Origin of the sequence: Parafrankia sp. Ea1.12 (assembly GCF_900465275.1) — a bacterium.
GTDB classification, from domain to species: domain Bacteria; phylum Actinomycetota; class Actinomycetes; order Frankiales; family Frankiaceae; genus Parafrankia; species Parafrankia soli.
Window position 1 is genome coordinate 21,374 of record NZ_UBIZ01000356.1, and the last position, 14,437, is coordinate 35,810.

The 14,437-nt window shown below is 71.9% G+C and carries 11 protein-coding genes; 7 read left to right on the plus strand and 4 right to left on the minus strand.

Annotation, left to right across the window (positions count from 1 at the left end; translation table 11 throughout):
• Positions 1–66 precede the first annotated feature (66 nt).
• On the plus strand, positions 67–936 hold the full coding sequence (locus tag FMEAI12_RS19655; RefSeq protein ID WP_112107204.1) for an SDR family oxidoreductase: 870 nt from the start codon (positions 67–69) through the stop codon (positions 934–936).
• A 58-nt stretch (positions 937–994) separates the two neighbouring features.
• Here FMEAI12_RS19655 and FMEAI12_RS19660 read toward each other — a convergent pair whose 3' ends face one another.
• The 4 genes from FMEAI12_RS19660 to FMEAI12_RS19675 form a co-directional block, all read right to left on the minus strand.
• The gene (locus FMEAI12_RS19660) at positions 995–1,867 is read right to left on the minus strand and encodes a helix-turn-helix transcriptional regulator (RefSeq protein ID WP_112107205.1); all 873 of its coding nucleotides are present in this window, start codon (positions 1,865–1,867) and stop codon (positions 995–997) included.
• Positions 1,868–1,922: 55 nt separating this feature from the next.
• On the minus strand, positions 1,923–2,714 hold the full coding sequence (locus FMEAI12_RS19665; RefSeq protein ID WP_112107207.1) for an SAM-dependent methyltransferase: 792 nt from the start codon (positions 2,712–2,714) through the stop codon (positions 1,923–1,925).
• Between the two features lie 108 nt (positions 2,715–2,822).
• Positions 2,823–3,974 (minus strand): hypothetical protein, encoded by a 1,152-nt coding sequence (locus tag FMEAI12_RS19670; protein ID WP_112107209.1) that lies wholly within the window; start codon positions 3,972–3,974, stop codon positions 2,823–2,825.
• 347 nt (positions 3,975–4,321) lie between these two features.
• Complete coding sequence (locus FMEAI12_RS19675; protein WP_112107211.1) at positions 4,322–6,130, minus strand: serine/threonine-protein kinase; 1,809 nt, start codon at positions 6,128–6,130, stop codon at positions 4,322–4,324.
• A gap of 515 nt (positions 6,131–6,645) precedes the next feature.
• Here FMEAI12_RS19675 and FMEAI12_RS19680 point away from each other — a divergent pair.
• The 6 genes from FMEAI12_RS19680 to FMEAI12_RS19705 all read left to right on the plus strand — a co-directional run bounded on the left by FMEAI12_RS19680 (position 6,646) and on the right by FMEAI12_RS19705 (position 14,421).
• Positions 6,646–7,362, plus strand: coding sequence for a hypothetical protein (locus FMEAI12_RS19680; protein WP_071062943.1), 717 nt, complete (start codon positions 6,646–6,648; stop codon positions 7,360–7,362).
• Between the two features lie 105 nt (positions 7,363–7,467).
• A complete protein-coding gene (locus FMEAI12_RS19685) occupies positions 7,468–8,583 on the plus strand; it encodes a serine/threonine-protein kinase (protein ID WP_112107214.1) in 1,116 nt (371 codons plus the stop codon).
• Complete coding sequence (locus FMEAI12_RS19690) at positions 8,580–10,283, plus strand: hypothetical protein (RefSeq protein WP_112107216.1); 1,704 nt, start codon at positions 8,580–8,582, stop codon at positions 10,281–10,283. The genes FMEAI12_RS19685 and FMEAI12_RS19690 overlap by 4 nt, the downstream gene beginning before the upstream one ends.
• Positions 10,276–10,803: a hypothetical protein gene (locus FMEAI12_RS19695; RefSeq protein WP_071062949.1), complete on the plus strand. Its 528-nt coding sequence runs from the start codon at positions 10,276–10,278 to the stop codon at positions 10,801–10,803. The genes FMEAI12_RS19690 and FMEAI12_RS19695 overlap by 8 nt, the downstream gene beginning before the upstream one ends.
• A gap of 83 nt (positions 10,804–10,886) precedes the next feature.
• Positions 10,887–13,385 carry an Hsp70 family protein gene (locus tag FMEAI12_RS19700; protein ID WP_112107218.1) on the plus strand — a complete coding sequence of 833 codons (2,499 nt, stop codon included), beginning with the start codon at positions 10,887–10,889 and terminating at the stop codon, positions 13,383–13,385.
• Positions 13,366–14,421, plus strand: a complete 1,056-nt coding sequence (locus tag FMEAI12_RS19705) for an OmpA family protein (RefSeq protein WP_112107220.1) — start codon at positions 13,366–13,368, stop codon at positions 14,419–14,421. The genes FMEAI12_RS19700 and FMEAI12_RS19705 overlap by 20 nt, the downstream gene beginning before the upstream one ends.
• The last annotated feature ends 16 nt before the right edge of the window (positions 14,422–14,437 follow it).

The window sequence follows — 14,437 nt, forward strand, 5'->3', positions numbered from 1 at the left end:
TGTTCGCGAGAGGGTCCTGGTGGGCGCAGACGGCGCTGTTCGACCACACCCACCACTGGAGGACCCATGTCCATCGTCGTCACCGGAGCCGGCGGTCACCTCGGCCGGCTCGTCGTCGAGAACCTGCTGGCCCGCGGCGTCCCCGCGGGGCGGATCGTGGCGGGCACCCGCAATGTCGACGCACTGTCGGCGCTGGCGGAGCGGGGCGTGGACGTCCGCCGCCTGGACTTCGACGACCCGGCCTCGCTCGCGACGGCGTTCACCGGGGCCGAGAAGGCGCTGATCGTGTCGGGGACGGACTTCGGCCGCCGGGTCGAGCAGCACGTGGGCGCGGCCCGGGCGGCGCGCGACGCCGGCGCGTCCCTCGTCGTCTACACCAGCGCGCCGTACGCCGACACCACCGACATGCTGCTGGCCGAGGACCACCGGGGGACCGAGGCGGGCATCCGCGCGCTCGGCGTCCCGTTCACCTTCCTGCGCAACGGCTGGTACTTCGAGAACTACACCGACCAGCTCCCGGTCTACCTCCAGGTGGGCGCGGTCGTGGGCTGCGCCGGCGAGGGCCGCGTCAGCGGGGCCGCCCGGTCGGAGTACGCCGAGGCGGCCGCCGCCGTCCTGACGGGTGAGGGGCACGAGGGCGCCGTGTACGAGCTGGGCGGCGACACGTCCTTCACCCTGCCGGAGCTGGCCGAGCAGATCGCCAAGCACACCGGCCAGCCGATCGTCTACCGCGACGTCACGCAGCCCGAGCTGGAGGCCGTCCTGACCGGCGCGGGTCTGCCCGGGCCCGTCGCGCGCGTCCTCGCCGACGCGGACCGGGCGATCGGCGCGGGACGGCTCCAGATCGACACCGGCGACCTGAGCCGGCTCATCGGCCATCCGACCGTCAACCTGTCGGACGCGGTGGCCGCCGCCGGCGCGCCCGCGGCGCCGTGACCGGCCGGGCAGGCTCGTGGACCGGCGCACCACGAAAGGCGGTCAGGACGGCGCGCGGCTATTCCTCGGCGAGGATTCGCTGCAGATAGTCGGCGAACTCTCCGGGCTGTGTGCTGTCAACGATCATGCGGCCCATGACCTCCGAGTACCGGAGCACGTCGGCTGGCTTTTCCAGGTAGACCGCACCTGTGAGGTACCTGCAGTGGACGAGGTCGGAAAGCTCCGGCTCTGCGAAGCGCAGGATGCTGAAGGTGCCGCCTTCCGCGGCGTGGCCGCCGAAGGCGAACGGCATCACCTGGATGATGACGTTCGGCTGTTCGGAGACCGCGAGCAGGTGCTTCATCTGGGCGCGGGTGACCCGCGGCCCGCCGACCGGGCGCCGCAGGGCCGCCTCGTCCAGGACGACCCAGAGCGTGGCGGGATCCTCCGGGTGGGTCAGTATCTTCTGCCGGTGCATCCGCAGGCTGACCCGGCGTTCGAGCTCTCCGGGCGGAGCCGCGAACTGGCTGCTGTTCAGGCCGATGGCGGCGCGGGCGTAGTCCTCGGTCTGGAGCAGGTCCGGGACGAACTGGGCCTCGTAGGCCCGGATCTGCGTCGCGGCGGTCTCCAGGCCGAGGTACATCTCGGACCAGTCCGGCAGGACGGCGGCGAAGGCGCGCCACCAGCCGGGCTGGTTGGCCTCCCGGGCCAGGGCGAGCAACGGGGCGCGCACGGCCTCGTCATCCACCCCGTAGAGGGTGAGCAGATCCTCGATGTCGCGAATTTTGAACGCGACCCGCCCCAGCTCCAGCCGGCTTATCTTCGAGTCAGAGCTCCGGATCGCATACCCGGCCGCCTCGCGGGTGATTTCCCGCTCCTCCCGGAACCGGCGAAGCTGGCCGCCAAGCAGGATCCGCAGCGCGACCGGCCCGCGGTTCCGCTGGTCTACCATCCTGTCCCCCGTAAGTGATCAACGTCCGAGAATGTCTCCCCTTCTTTGATGGCGCTCACGCCTTGCGCGCGACACCGCAGAACGAGTCCAGCGCAGTGGGGGTGGTGCCCGGGGCGGGTCGCCAGAGCGGGGTCGAGATCAGGCCGGGCTCGAGCAGCTCGAGACCGTCGAAGTACCGGGCGATCTCCTGGGGCGTCCGGTTGTAGTACCCGTGCCCGCCGGATCCCTCGCTGAGGGCGTGGACCTCTCCGTCGGCGACGGTGCCGTCACTGAGCACGAGATGGCTTCCCGATGGCACGGCATCGAGAAACCGCCGCACGATCGCGTATGCCTCGTCGAGGTCGACCACATTCCCCATGATCCCCATGAGGATGAGCCCGACCGGGCGGCTGAAGTCCAGGGTCTCGGCCGCGCCCGCCAGGATGGTCTCGGGGTCGTGCACGTCGGCGTCGAGGTAGGCGGTGGCCCCTTCGGGGCTGCCCGTCAGCAGGGCGCGGGCGTGCGCCAGCACCAGCGGGTCGTTGTCGACGTACACGACGCGGGACCGCGGGTCGACCGACTGGGCGACCTCATGGGTGTTTCCGGTGACGGGCAGGCCGGTGCCGATGTCGAGGAACTGCCGGATGCCCACGTCGCCGGTCAGGTGGCGGACCGCACGACCGAGGAAGGCCCGGGAGGCCCGGGCGATCTCGACGATGTCCGGGTACAGCTCGACGTAGCGGTCTCCGTACTCGCTGTCGACCTCGAAGTAGTCCTTGCCGCCCAGCCAGTAGTTCCAGACCCGGGCCGACTGTGGCCTGCTGGTGTCGAACGTGGCTGGCGGGTGGTCGTCGGTGGGGCTGTTCACGGGGCGGCTCCCTGCGCGCGGTGGTCGCGGGCGTCGGCGGGCGGAATCCGCGGTGGTCCCGAACCCTGGTTCGGGACCACCGCGGATTCCTGGTTGGCTGCTTCTCGGCTACTTCAGGGAGATCGACCGGTCGAGGAACTCGTTGGTGGCCAGGTCCTTCGGGGCGAGGCCCGGCTTCAGCTTGTCGCCCTTGGCCTCGAAGACCGGGGTGAGGCGGCCGATCAGGGTCTGGACGCGCGCGGTGTCGAAGCTGCCCAGGACGCCGTCGCTGCCGTCGGCGATCAGGCCGAGGCTCTTCTGCTGGGCGTTGGCGTTCGCGAGCAGCTCGGGGGAGAGGGTGAACCCGCTGGTGTTCAGCGAGTCGAGGACCTTGAGCAGGAGCTGGTTGGTCGCCTCGGGATCGTTGATGTAGTCACGCTGCGCCTGCTGGAACAGTGGCACGAGCCTGCTGAGGCAGTCGCGGTTGGCCGCGAGCTTGTCCGGCCGGATGGAAAGCTGCGACCGGTAGACCGGGTAGTCCTTGTCGAGGAGCAGATACTTGACGGGCTTGTTCCACGCCTTGACGTCATGCTCGAGCTGGTAGGGCTCATAGGTCACGAACCCCTGCTGCACGATCTTACCGTCGGCCGCGACGAAGCGGTCCGGACTACCCTGGTAGGAGGTGTCGATCTGCGACTTGTTCAGCATGCCTTCCCGCTCGAACACCTCGGGGTAGGAGACCTGGCTCGCGGAGACCAGCACCGTCGCGCCTTCCCGGCCGATGTCGGCGACGCTGGTGAAGTTCCAGTCCGGGTTTCCCCACAGCAGGACCTGCGGGTTCTTCTCGTACACCGAGAAGACCGCCACCGACGGCGCCTTGGCCGAGTTCTGGATCGCCTCGTCCGTGCTGATGTCGCCGAGCAGGATGTCGTCGTCCTGGGCGAGTAGCGAGGAAGCCGGCTGGAAGCCCACCGCCGGGCCGCCGGCCCGGATCTCAAGCGTCACACCGGTTCCGCCGAGCTGGCCGGTGATGCGGCTGGAGTCCTTGTCGATGGTGGGGTTCGGCCCGAGGAGCTGGAAGAGGAACCCCTGGTCGGCGCCGGGCCACCATGGTTGTTGGACGGTGACGGTATCCGGGCAGCTCCCCTTCAGCGGAGTGCTGTACCGGGATGCGCCCACCGCTCCGGTTCCGGTTGGGGCCGGCCCGGCCGACTGGTCGTCCGAGTCGGCGCACGCGGTTAGCCCGCATAGGAGGGCGACGGCACACACGCTCGTGGTCACGGAACGGCGACGGAATCCAGAAACTCGCACGGGGAAGGATGCTTCCAGACCCGCGAAATTGCCGCCGTGACGGGACCGGCCCACCCGTCGCGGTTTTCGTGGTCAAGATGTTCTGTAGTGCTGGTGTTGTCTGTATGGGATCAGGCGAAATTTGCCGCGTGTTGCCTGCCAGACGTGGGGAACTGGCTTTGACCTGGCCTTTTACCTGCTTCGTTCGTACTTGCCGACCGAGTGGTCAAGGATGGGGCGAACCTCGGATTGATCTGTCGTGACATCAGCGATCGGACGGTGGGGCCGGGACGGCGCTCGCCCGATGGCAGGCCGGCCGGACGGCGCGGCCCCGGGCACTACGCGCCGGCCGAATCCTGGTGGGTCCACCACTGCAGCGCCTCCTCGACGGCGAGGGCGTCGGGATGGTCGGCGCCGAGGATCCGGCGGCGGCCGGCCCGGACCTGCTCACCGAGAGCGCGAGCCTCCCGGTACCGACCGAGTTTGCCCAGGTAGACGGCAAGGTTGTAGGCGGAGGTGAGGGTGTCGGGGTGGTCGGGCCCCAGGACGCGGCGGCGCCGGGCGAAGGTGTCCTCGCCGAGATCGCGGGCGGCCCGGTGGTCACCGAGCGCGCTCAGCCGCACGGCCAGGTTGTACGCCGAGTTGAGGGTGTCGGGGTGGTCGGGTCCCAGCGTGCGGCGGCGCCGGACCAGGGTGTCCTCGCCGAGGTGGCGGGCGCTCTCGTGGTCGCCCAGCGCGTTGAGCAGGATGCCGAGGTCGGTCGCCGAGTCGAGGGTGTCCGGGTGGTCGGGTCCCAGCGCGCGGCGGCGCCGGGCGAGGGTGTCCTCGTACAGGTCGCGGGCCGCGGGCCGCTCGCCGAGCTCGACGAGGTCGACGGCGAGGTTGTGGGCCGAGGTGAGGGTGTCGGGGTGGTCGGGCCCCAGGGCGCGGCGGCGCCGGGCGAGGGTGTCCTCGTCGAGCCCGCGGGCGGCCCGGTGGTCACCGCGCGCGCTCAGCCGCACGGCGAGGGCGTTGGCGGCCTCCAGTGTGTCGGGATGCTCGGGGCCGTGGGTCCGCCGAAGCCGGGCGAACACCTCCGCTGCGGATTCGGGGCCGCCCGGCCGCCTGCTCTCCGGCCGCTGCTGCGCGCCGCCGTCATCGAGAACGGCCCTCGGCCCGCCGGGGCCGGTCGCGGGCCGCGTGCGGACGGTCGACGCCTCCATGCGGACGGTCGTCGACTCGGGGGCATCGGGGGTGCGGCCGACCGGCGGCTCGGCGGCCGGCAGCCCCTCGGCAATGCGGCGGACGACGTCGTCGAGATGCAACGGCAGGCCGGCCCGGGCGATCCAGCCCGCGCCGAAGGCCGCGGCGGTGGCACGTGCGAGCGCCAACGCGAAGGCGGTGGCGTCCGACTGGCGGGCGGCCGGGTTCTTCTCCAACGCATGCAGCACCACCTCGGCGACCGGGGCGGCCACCCCCTCCATGGGTGGGGCGGGCTCGGTCAGCTGCCGGCGCCACAGAATGTGCAGCGGCAGCTTCGGGTCGAACGGCGGCCGGCCGGTCAGGAGCCGGTAGAGCACGATGCCCAGCGCGTAGAGATCGGTAGCCGGGACCAGCCGGCCGCCCTCGATCTGCTCGGGCGCCATGTAGACCGGCGTGCCGGCCACCTTGCTGGCGGTCGTCGCCGACCCCTCGAACAGCTTCGCGATGCCGAAGTCGCCGACCTTCACGGTCCCGTCCGCGGCGAACAGGATGTTGTCGGCCTTGACGTCGCGGTGCAGCACGTTGCGGGCGTGGGCATGGCTCAGCGCCGCGGACACCGCCAGGCCCACCGCGCACGCCTGTTCCGGCCTCATCCCGGCGCGCTGCCGGGTCAGCGTGCCACCGGCGAGCAGCTCCATCACCACCAGGCACAGGTCGTCGGCCTCGATGTAGTCGTAGACCCGGACCACATGTGGATGATCGAGCCCGCCCAGCAGCCGCGCCTCGGCGGCGAAGTCGATCCGCTCACCCTCGGCCGTCTGCGCCGGCATGACCTTGATCGCCGCCGGTCGGCGCATCCGCCGGTGCTCCGCCCTCAGTACCAGCCCGAACGCGCCCGCGCCCAACTGCTCACCGAGGACGTAGTTCGGCACCACCGCGGCCACCCGCGCCCGGTCGACGATCATCAGCAGTCCCGGCGGCCCGGCCGACCTGCTGACCGCCGCATCATCACGGTCTGTGTCACCACGACCTGTGTCATCACGGTTAGTGTCATCACGATCTGGATCATCACGATGAAACCAGCTTAACGATTGCCCCGGGATCCCGGACCACTACGGATCGCCCCGCTCCGGCGTCTCGGCCCGGTGGCCCCTCCTGCCAATCCCGGCGTATGTCGGCTTCACGCGGCTCGGTGCCGGTGATGGCGGTCGTTGGTCGTCGTCAGCCTCTGTCGGGTTTCCCTCGCCCGGAGGCTCCGGGCTGCCAGGAACGCCGCCGACCTGCGGCGTTGCGGATTCCTGGTGATGGTGGGTGGGAACGAGGGCGCCACCCGGTCCTGATCTGGTCACCGCCGCGAATCCGCCCTAAAATGGGCCCGGCTCGGAAGATCATGTCGGTCGGCACTGTCCGGGCGCATGGCCGGCCGATTGATTGTCCCCACATTCATCTGTGACAGGCAGCGTAGAAAAAGGGGCTGTGGGTGGGCAACCACGGTACGGGCCGCTCGCCGGGCCCGGTCGTCGTGCTGGAGTACTGCGGGCGGCGGTGGCACGTCGCCCGCGATGAGGAGATCACCGTCGGGCGCAGCAGCGCCTGTGCCATCAAGCTTCCCGACGACACCTACCTGTCGCGGCACATGGCCTCGTTGCGGGTTCTGGACGACTGCGTCCTGGTGTACAACAAGTCGCAGTCGAAGCCGTTCTGCCTGCGCCCGCCCGCCGGCGAGGACAGAATCGTCGAGCCCGGGGCGGCGATGACCTCGCTGCCGTTCCCCAGGTTCGGCATCGTCGCGGCCCGCCGCGGCGGAGCGACCGTCACCGTGCAGGTCGACGCCTCCGCCGTCACCCATGACCGGCAGTCGCTCGGCCATACGACGCTCTCCGAGAGCAGGGCGACCATCAGCCAGCCGGTCCAGCTCAGCCCCGCACAGCTCGACATCATCATCGAGCTGTGTCGGCCACTGCTGACGAAGTCCGGGTCCGACGCCCGGCCGGCCACCTACAAGGAGATCGGCGAGCGGCTGGGCCGCGGCCCGAACTACGTGCGCAACGTCATCTCGGACGTCCGCCGCGAGCTGAGTGACCGCGACGAGCCCGGCCTGGCCGACTGGGAGGACCTGGCCCGCTGGATGATCCTCAACCGCCTGATCACCGAGCGGGACGTCCGGAGGTCCCGGCGACCAGGCGCCGGGGTGTAGCGCTCAACTACCCGGCTGGATGTCTTTCGCCTAGGTTCTGATCCGGCGGCCGGAGCCGGCTCGCGAGAACAAAAACCTGGAGTTGGGCTGCCGGAGGTCTCACCTATGGTCCTGTTACGCGAGGGGCAGGTAGTCCGGGATACCTACAAGGTCGACCGGCTGCTGGGCGAGGGGGCTTTTGCCGAGGTCTACCGGGTCGAGCACCGCTATCTTGGCCGGCAGGCGATGAAGGTCTTCCGTCAGGTGGGAATGTCCGCGGAACAGGTGCGCGACGCACTCGGCGAGGCTATGCTGCTGTCCGGCATGGGGCACCCCAACGTCATCCGTGTGTTCGAGGCGAACACCGTCGGGACGGCCGGTGGGGTGTACGCGTACTTCACCATGGAATACGTGGCCGGTGGAACCCTGCACAGTTTCTGGTCGTCGTACGGCACCACGTTCGTCCCCATCCCGACCGTGGTGGACATCCTGCGGCAGATAACGCGCGGCCTGGCGGTCGCGCATCGGGAGTCCCCGCCGATCGTCCACCGTGACATCACTCCGCAGAACATTCTGGTCGGCTACAGCGGGGCCGGTCTGCAGGTGCGGATCAGCGATTTCGGTCTCGCCAGGAAGGTCAGTGCCCTGACCCTGCTGGCGAGCTCCCAGGGAACCATCGCCTTCATGGCGCCGGAGACCCTGCTCCACCCGCATCTCGCGTCGGTTCCGGGCGATGTCTGGGCGCTGGGCGCGGTGCTCTACCTGCTGCTGACCGACCGGCTGCCCTACCCGCAGCGCTCAGGCGGCGACCCGATCACCGCCGCCTGGAACACGGGCACGCTCGTACCGCCCAGCGAGATCCGGTACTCCGTGGACGAAGCACTGGACGGAATCGTCGCCCGGGCGCTGTCCTACGCCCCGGCGAAACGCTATCCGTCGGCCGTCGAGATGCTCGCCGACCTGGAGGCGTGGGAGCCAGGTAGGTCCGTGCCGCCGAGCCCGCCCGAGCGGGAACCCGGGCCGGCCGGGGAGATCGCCGCGGGCAAGAACGCGCTCGGCCGGTCGTCCCCCGCGGACGAGGCCGCGGCCGTGCGGATGGCCCGCCAGGCGGTCACCGTCGCCACCGGCGGCCAGTACGACCGGGCCGCCGACCTGATGGAGGAGGCATGCAACAAGTGGCCCGGGCTGCGTGACCAGTACGCGTCACGGATCCGGCTGTGGCGCAAGGGGGTGACGATGTGACGGCCCAGGACAGCGACGCCGACGCCCTGCCGCGGGTGTCCGCGCGGATCTACCGGCAGAACGCCTTCCGGGTGACAGGCCTGCCGCTCTCGTCCACCGGACGGGACATCCGGCGGAAGGCCGACATGCTCGCCGTGATCGAGAAGACCGGCGGGCAGATACCGACCTCGGACATCCTGCCGCTGCGGCCGGCTCCGTCCGCCGGGGATGTCCGGGCCGCTCTCGACCGGCTGGGTGACCCGCGTCAGCGGCTGGTCGACGAGTTCTTCTGGTTCTGGCCGGCCGAGTCCGGCGCCGCGCGGGACGAGGGGATCGCAGCCCTGGCCGCGGGCGACCCGGACGGCGCGCTCCGGCACTGGACCGCGGCGGCCGTCTCCGGCACGGGCGCCGCGCCCGGTGACGCGGATACACCCGGCGACGCGGATACGTCCGGGGAGCCGGCTGCGCCCAGCGAGCCGGCTGCGCCCAGCGAGCCGGTCGCGCCCAGCGAGCCGGTCGCGCCCAGCGAGCCGGTCGCGGCCGGGGACGCCGCGAGCGCGGTTCACAACATCGCGGTGCTCGAGCACCTGCGGGCCCTCGAGGTCGAGATGGGCGCCGAGGGCGAACAGCCCGACTGGGTGTCGGTCTATCGCCGCTGGGGCCACGTCCTGCATGACGACCGGGTCTGGGACAGCCTGGTGGCGCGCATCAGGCGTACCGCCGACGCCCGGCTCGACGTGGGCCTCGCGCGGAGGATCCGCGCGGCGCTGCCGGGCGCGCTGCTGTCCATCGGTGCCGAGATCGTTGTCGCCGCCATCGGGGACGGAGACGACGACCGGGCCGAACGGCAGTTGACGGCGATGCGGGCCGCCCAGCTCGGGGACGGCGCCCGCGAGGCACTCGGCACCGCCCTGCGTGCCGCCGGCGAACCCTGGGCCGACCAGGTCGGTGAGCTGTGCGAGGAGGCCGTCCGGCTCGCCACCGACACCCGGGCGGCGGGCCTGGACCAGGCCGCGCACATCCTCGACCACTCCGCGGGGCCGCTGGCGCGGCTTGACCGGATGCTGGCGCCCGACGATTCGACGCGGGTGCGCACGCACGACAAGGTCGCCCTCGACGCGCTGCGCTGCCTGCTCCTCTTCGACCAGGCCCGGGACACCTCGGACGCCTCCGCGGCCCGCGACCACCCGCGGATGATCGAGGTGATCACCCGGGCCGAGCGGGCGGCGGCGTCCGAGGCCGTCCGCGGCCGGCTGGCCGAGAACCGGGAAATTCTCGACAAGGCCTCCGTACGCCTGACCTGCTGGATCTGTCATGAGAAGCCGGCCGACCCCGGTGCGGCGATCACGAGATGGATGCACGGCGACGTGGTCCGGGCTGTGCGCGAGCTGCGTTGGAACAAGGTGGAGGTCACCGTGCCGCGTTGCCGGTCCTGTCAGCGTGGTGAGAGGGGCCGGGGCTGGCTGGCCGCGCTGCGGTGCGCGCTGTACTTCGTGGTCGCGATCAGCCTGCCCACCATGCTGTTCACCAGCGCCGGCGGCGGATACATCTTCCTGGCCGTGCTGGTCGCGTTCTTCGCGCTCATCGTGGATCTGAATGTCGTCGTCGGTTCCGCCGGGCGAAGACAACGAGAACACATCGACTTGTTCCCACCGATCGTGGAACTACGCGAAAAGGGATGGCGGAACGGGGAACGGCCGCTGGGAGTCGGCGGTGCTTGAGATCCCGCGCCAGTGGCGCCATCCCCGTGAGTTCCGCATCGCCCGGCCCGCGACGCCCGAGGAATGGGCCGCGGCACTGCTGCGAGCCGTCGCGAGATCCGAGCCCGTCCCGGCGCCCGACGATCAGCCGGTGAACCCGGCTCCGGCGGGGACGCTGGCCCAGCCGGCGGTGGCCGAGCTCGCGACCGGGCTGTGGCGACTGCGCCGCCGCCTTTCCGGCCCGGCGCCGAGCCCCGGCGCGCGCGACGGCGGCGGGGCGGCGGATCTCCGCCGGGCGCGGCGCCAGTTCGAATCGCTCTGGAGCACCCTCGCCGCGGCCGGCGTCGAGATCCAGGAGCACGACCACACCCGGTACGACTCCGGTCTCGATCTGCAGGTCCTGGAGTTCCAGCAGACCGAGGGCCTGACCGACGAGACCGTCCTGGAGACCCTGCGGCCGAGCGTCTACCTGCACGGACTGCGCGTCCAGACCGGCGAGGTCGTCGTCGGCGTCCCCGTGACCCGGGACGAGGACGGCTGATCCGACCCGCATCCGCCCGGCCCGCTCGTGGGCCCCTGACACCGGCACCGCGCGACCCGCCCCACCGGGCAGCAGGAGGAACGATGGCGCGATCGACGATGGACTTCGGTATCGACCTTGGCACCACCAACAGTGCGATCGCGGTCCTGGACGGCACCGAGGCCCGCATCGTCAAGAACGCGTTCCAGCACGACACGACCCCGTCCGCGGTCTACGCCGACCGCAACGGCCGGATCCACGTCGGTGAACGCGCCCGGGAACGGGTCGAATCCGATCCGGCGAACGCCGCCGCCGAGTTCAAGCTCAAGATGGGGCTACGTGACCAGGCGACGACATTCGCCAACAGTGGCCTTTCGATGAGCCCGGAGGAACTGTCCGCGCACGTGCTACGGGCACTCAAGGCGAACGTCAACAGGCAGCTCGGGGAGGATATCCGCGCCGCGGTCATCACCGTCCCGGCCGCTTTCGAGCTGAACCAGACCGACGCCACCCGGCGGGCCGCCGAGGCCGCCGGCCTCGGACTGTCTCCGCTGCTCCAGGAACCGACCGCGGCCGCCCTCGCCTACAGCTTCCAGCGCGACGAGGACAACATCTACCGGCTGGTCTTCGACCTGGGCGGCGGAACCTTCGACGCCTCGGTCGTGCACATCCGGGACGGCGAGTTCGACATCGTCAACCACCGCGGTGACAACTTCCTCGGCGGGAAGCTCATCGACTGGGCGATCGTCGAGGAGCTGCTGATGCCCGCGCTGCTCCGGCAGTACTCCCTGCCCGGCTTCGGACGGGGCGAGCCCACCTGGGCGCAGGCGATCGCGAAGCTGAAGGCCGCCGCCGAGAACGCCAAGATCGAGCTGTCCTCCGCTGACTCGGCGCTCATCGACATCAGCGACCCCCCGTTGTGCACCGACCCCCGGGGCAACCCGGTGGAGTTCGTCCACGAGCTGTTCGCCGCTGACGTCGACAAGCTGACCGAGCCCTTCGTCGCCCGCGCGATCAACATCTGCCAGGCCGCGCTCCGGGAGAGCCAGCTCGCGCCGGAGAAGATCGACCGGGTACTGCTCGTCGGCGGGCCCACCCTCATGCCCCATCTGCGGCGACGGCTGCGCGAGGGCCTCGGCATCGAGCTGGACGTCAGTCAGGACCCGATGACCGTCGTGGCCCGCGGCGCGGCGATCTTCGCCGGGACTCAGCGGCTGCCGGCGGAACCGGTGCGCGCCGACGTCTCCTACACCGTGGACCTCGAGTACAAGCCGATCGGCGCCGACCCGGAGCCGGTGGTCGGCGGGGTGGTGCAGGGCCCGGCGGACCGGAACCTGGAGGGGTTCACCGTCGAGTTCGTCAACGGGCAGGCCCGCCCGCCGTGGCGCAGCGGGCAGATCATCCTGCCGGCGGCCGGCTCGTTCATCACCACGCTGCGGGCCGAGCCCGGGCTGCGCAACACCTACGAGATCGTCCTGGAGGACCCGACGGGCACCCGCGAGCGGATCCAGCCCGCGGAGCTGACCTACACCCTCGGCGTGGTCGCCCCCGCCGCCACCCTCACCCACTCGATCGGGGTGGCGCTGGCCGGCAACGAGGTCGCCTGGCTGCTGGAGAAGGGCACCCGGATTCCCGCCAGGGCCCGCGAGATCCTGCGCAGCACCGTGCGGCTCACCCGCGGCCAGTCCGGCGGCCTGCTGCGGATCCCGATCCTGGAGGGGGAGCACCCCCGGGCCGACCGCAACCGGCAGGTCGGCGCGTTGGAGATCCTCGCCGACCAGGTGGCCCGGGACATCCCGAAGAACAGCGAGATCGAGGTGGAGATCCAGATCGACGCCTCCCGGCTGGTCACCACCAAGGCCTACGTACCGATTCTCGACGAGGAGTTCGAGGCGTTCCACGACCTGACCACCGAGACCGCCGCCGACCCGGTCAAGCTGCGCCGGGACCTGACAGCCGAGCAGGAGCGGTACGACGCCCTGCGCGCCGACGCGGAGCGGACGTCCGACCCGGCCGCGCTCGCCCTGCTCGGCGAGCTGGAGGACGAGCGGGCGCTCGGCCAGCTCGAGAACGACGTGTCCTCCACCGAACACGGGGACGCGGACGCGGCGGGCACCGCCGGCAAGCGGATGCTCGACCTGCGGGCCAAGCTCGACGCCGTCGAGGAGGCACTGGAGTGGCCCTCGCTGGTCGAGTGGGCGAACCGGGTGCTGCGCGACGCGCCGGGCATCATCGACGAGTACGGCGACGCCCAGGACCGGCGCCGCTACGAGGTCCTCGCCGCCGACGTCCGCCGGGCACTGGCCGGTCGCGACGCCGCGCACCTGCGCACCCTCGTCGACGAGCTGACCGGTCACCTGGCGATGGTGGTCGACCGCAAGACGGGCGCCGTCGTGATGGCCCACTTCTCCCAGCTCGTCGAACAACGGCCCGAGCTGCGCGACCAGGCTCTGGCCGCCCGCCTGATCGCGGAGGGCCGGCGCGCCGTCGACAGCAACGACATCGAGCGGCTGCGCACGGTGAACCGGCAGCTGTTCGACCTGCTTCCGTCCGAGGGCACGCCAGAGCGGCAGGAGGGGAGCAGTGTCCGGCGATCCCTGTGACGTCGGCACCCGCCACCGCCGGGCCGGAATCGGCTCCCTGGGCCGCACCGGGCCGCCGGATCTGGCCGTGCCGGCCGAGCCGGTGACCGAGCCCGGCCCGCCGCCGGCCGCGGCGGGGCCCGGTGACACCGCCCGGGCCGTGCTCGTCGGCGAGGTCGTCCGCGGGCAGGCCGCCGTGCTGGCCCGCTCCGGCCGGTACGAGGACGCCGCGCGCCTGCTCGCGGAGCTGGCCGCCGGGCGCGACCACACTGCCGCGGAGCACGACCTGCTCGCCCGGATCCGGGCGCAGCAGGGCCGGTTCGACGACGCCGAGCGGCACTGGCGGGCCGCACTGGCCCTGGACGGCAACCTGGCGGGGGCGGCGGCGGGTCTGCGCCGCCTGGAACGGCTGCGCACCCGCGGCGGCGGCATCGCCCGGGGCGGCGCGGCCGCCGCCCTTCTCGTCGCGCTCGCCTTCGGTGGCGGCTGGTGGCTCGGCCACGACCGCGCCGAGCCGGCGGCGTCGACCGCCACCGCATCAGCCCCCGCGGCGCCCGCGGCCTCCGTGTCGGCGCCCGCGGCCCCCGCTCCGGCTCCGGCCAGGCCGGGGGATCTGACGGCGGACCTGGCCGCGCGCCTCGCCGGCCCGGACGTCACGATCACCAGGGCCGGCGGGCAGGCGGTCGTGGTCTTCCGCAACGCGTTGTTCGCCACGCACGACACACCCACCCCCGAAGGCCGCACGGCGCTCACCGCGCTGGGTGCCCGGCTCGCGGCCGCGCCCGGGGTCGCCGTCGAGGTCGTAGGCCACAGCGACAATCTCCCGGTCCGCCCGGGCGGACCCTTCCCCGACAACACCGCGCTGAGCCTGGCCCGCGCCGCGTCCGCCGCGGAGATCCTGCGCGCGGCCGGCGTCCCGGCCGCGGCCCTCACGATCTCCGCGGCCGGCGACGCCCTCGCCCCCTACGCCGGCGAGCCCGCCGGCGATCCCACCGGAGACGCCGCCGGCGATCTCCGAAACCGAACGGTGACCCTCCGCGTGGCGCCGCCCGCCTGACGCGACGGCGACCAGG

What these genes read in the sequence shown, in the direction of transcription:
- FMEAI12_RS19655 (WP_112107204.1), top strand. Translation starts at nt 67, where the DNA reads ATGTCCATCGTCGTCACCGGAGCCGGCGGTCACCTCGGCCGGCTCGTC.
- FMEAI12_RS19660 (WP_112107205.1), bottom strand. Translation starts at nt 1,867, where the DNA reads ATGGTAGACCAGCGGAACCGCGGGCCGGTCGCGCTGCGGATCCTGCTT.
- FMEAI12_RS19675 (WP_112107211.1), bottom strand. Translation starts at nt 6,130, where the DNA reads ATGATCGTCGACCGGGCGCGGGTGGCCGCGGTGGTGCCGAACTACGTC.
- FMEAI12_RS19685 (WP_112107214.1), top strand. Translation starts at nt 7,468, where the DNA reads ATGGTCCTGTTACGCGAGGGGCAGGTAGTCCGGGATACCTACAAGGTC.
- FMEAI12_RS19700 (WP_112107218.1), top strand. Translation starts at nt 10,887, where the DNA reads ATGGCGCGATCGACGATGGACTTCGGTATCGACCTTGGCACCACCAAC.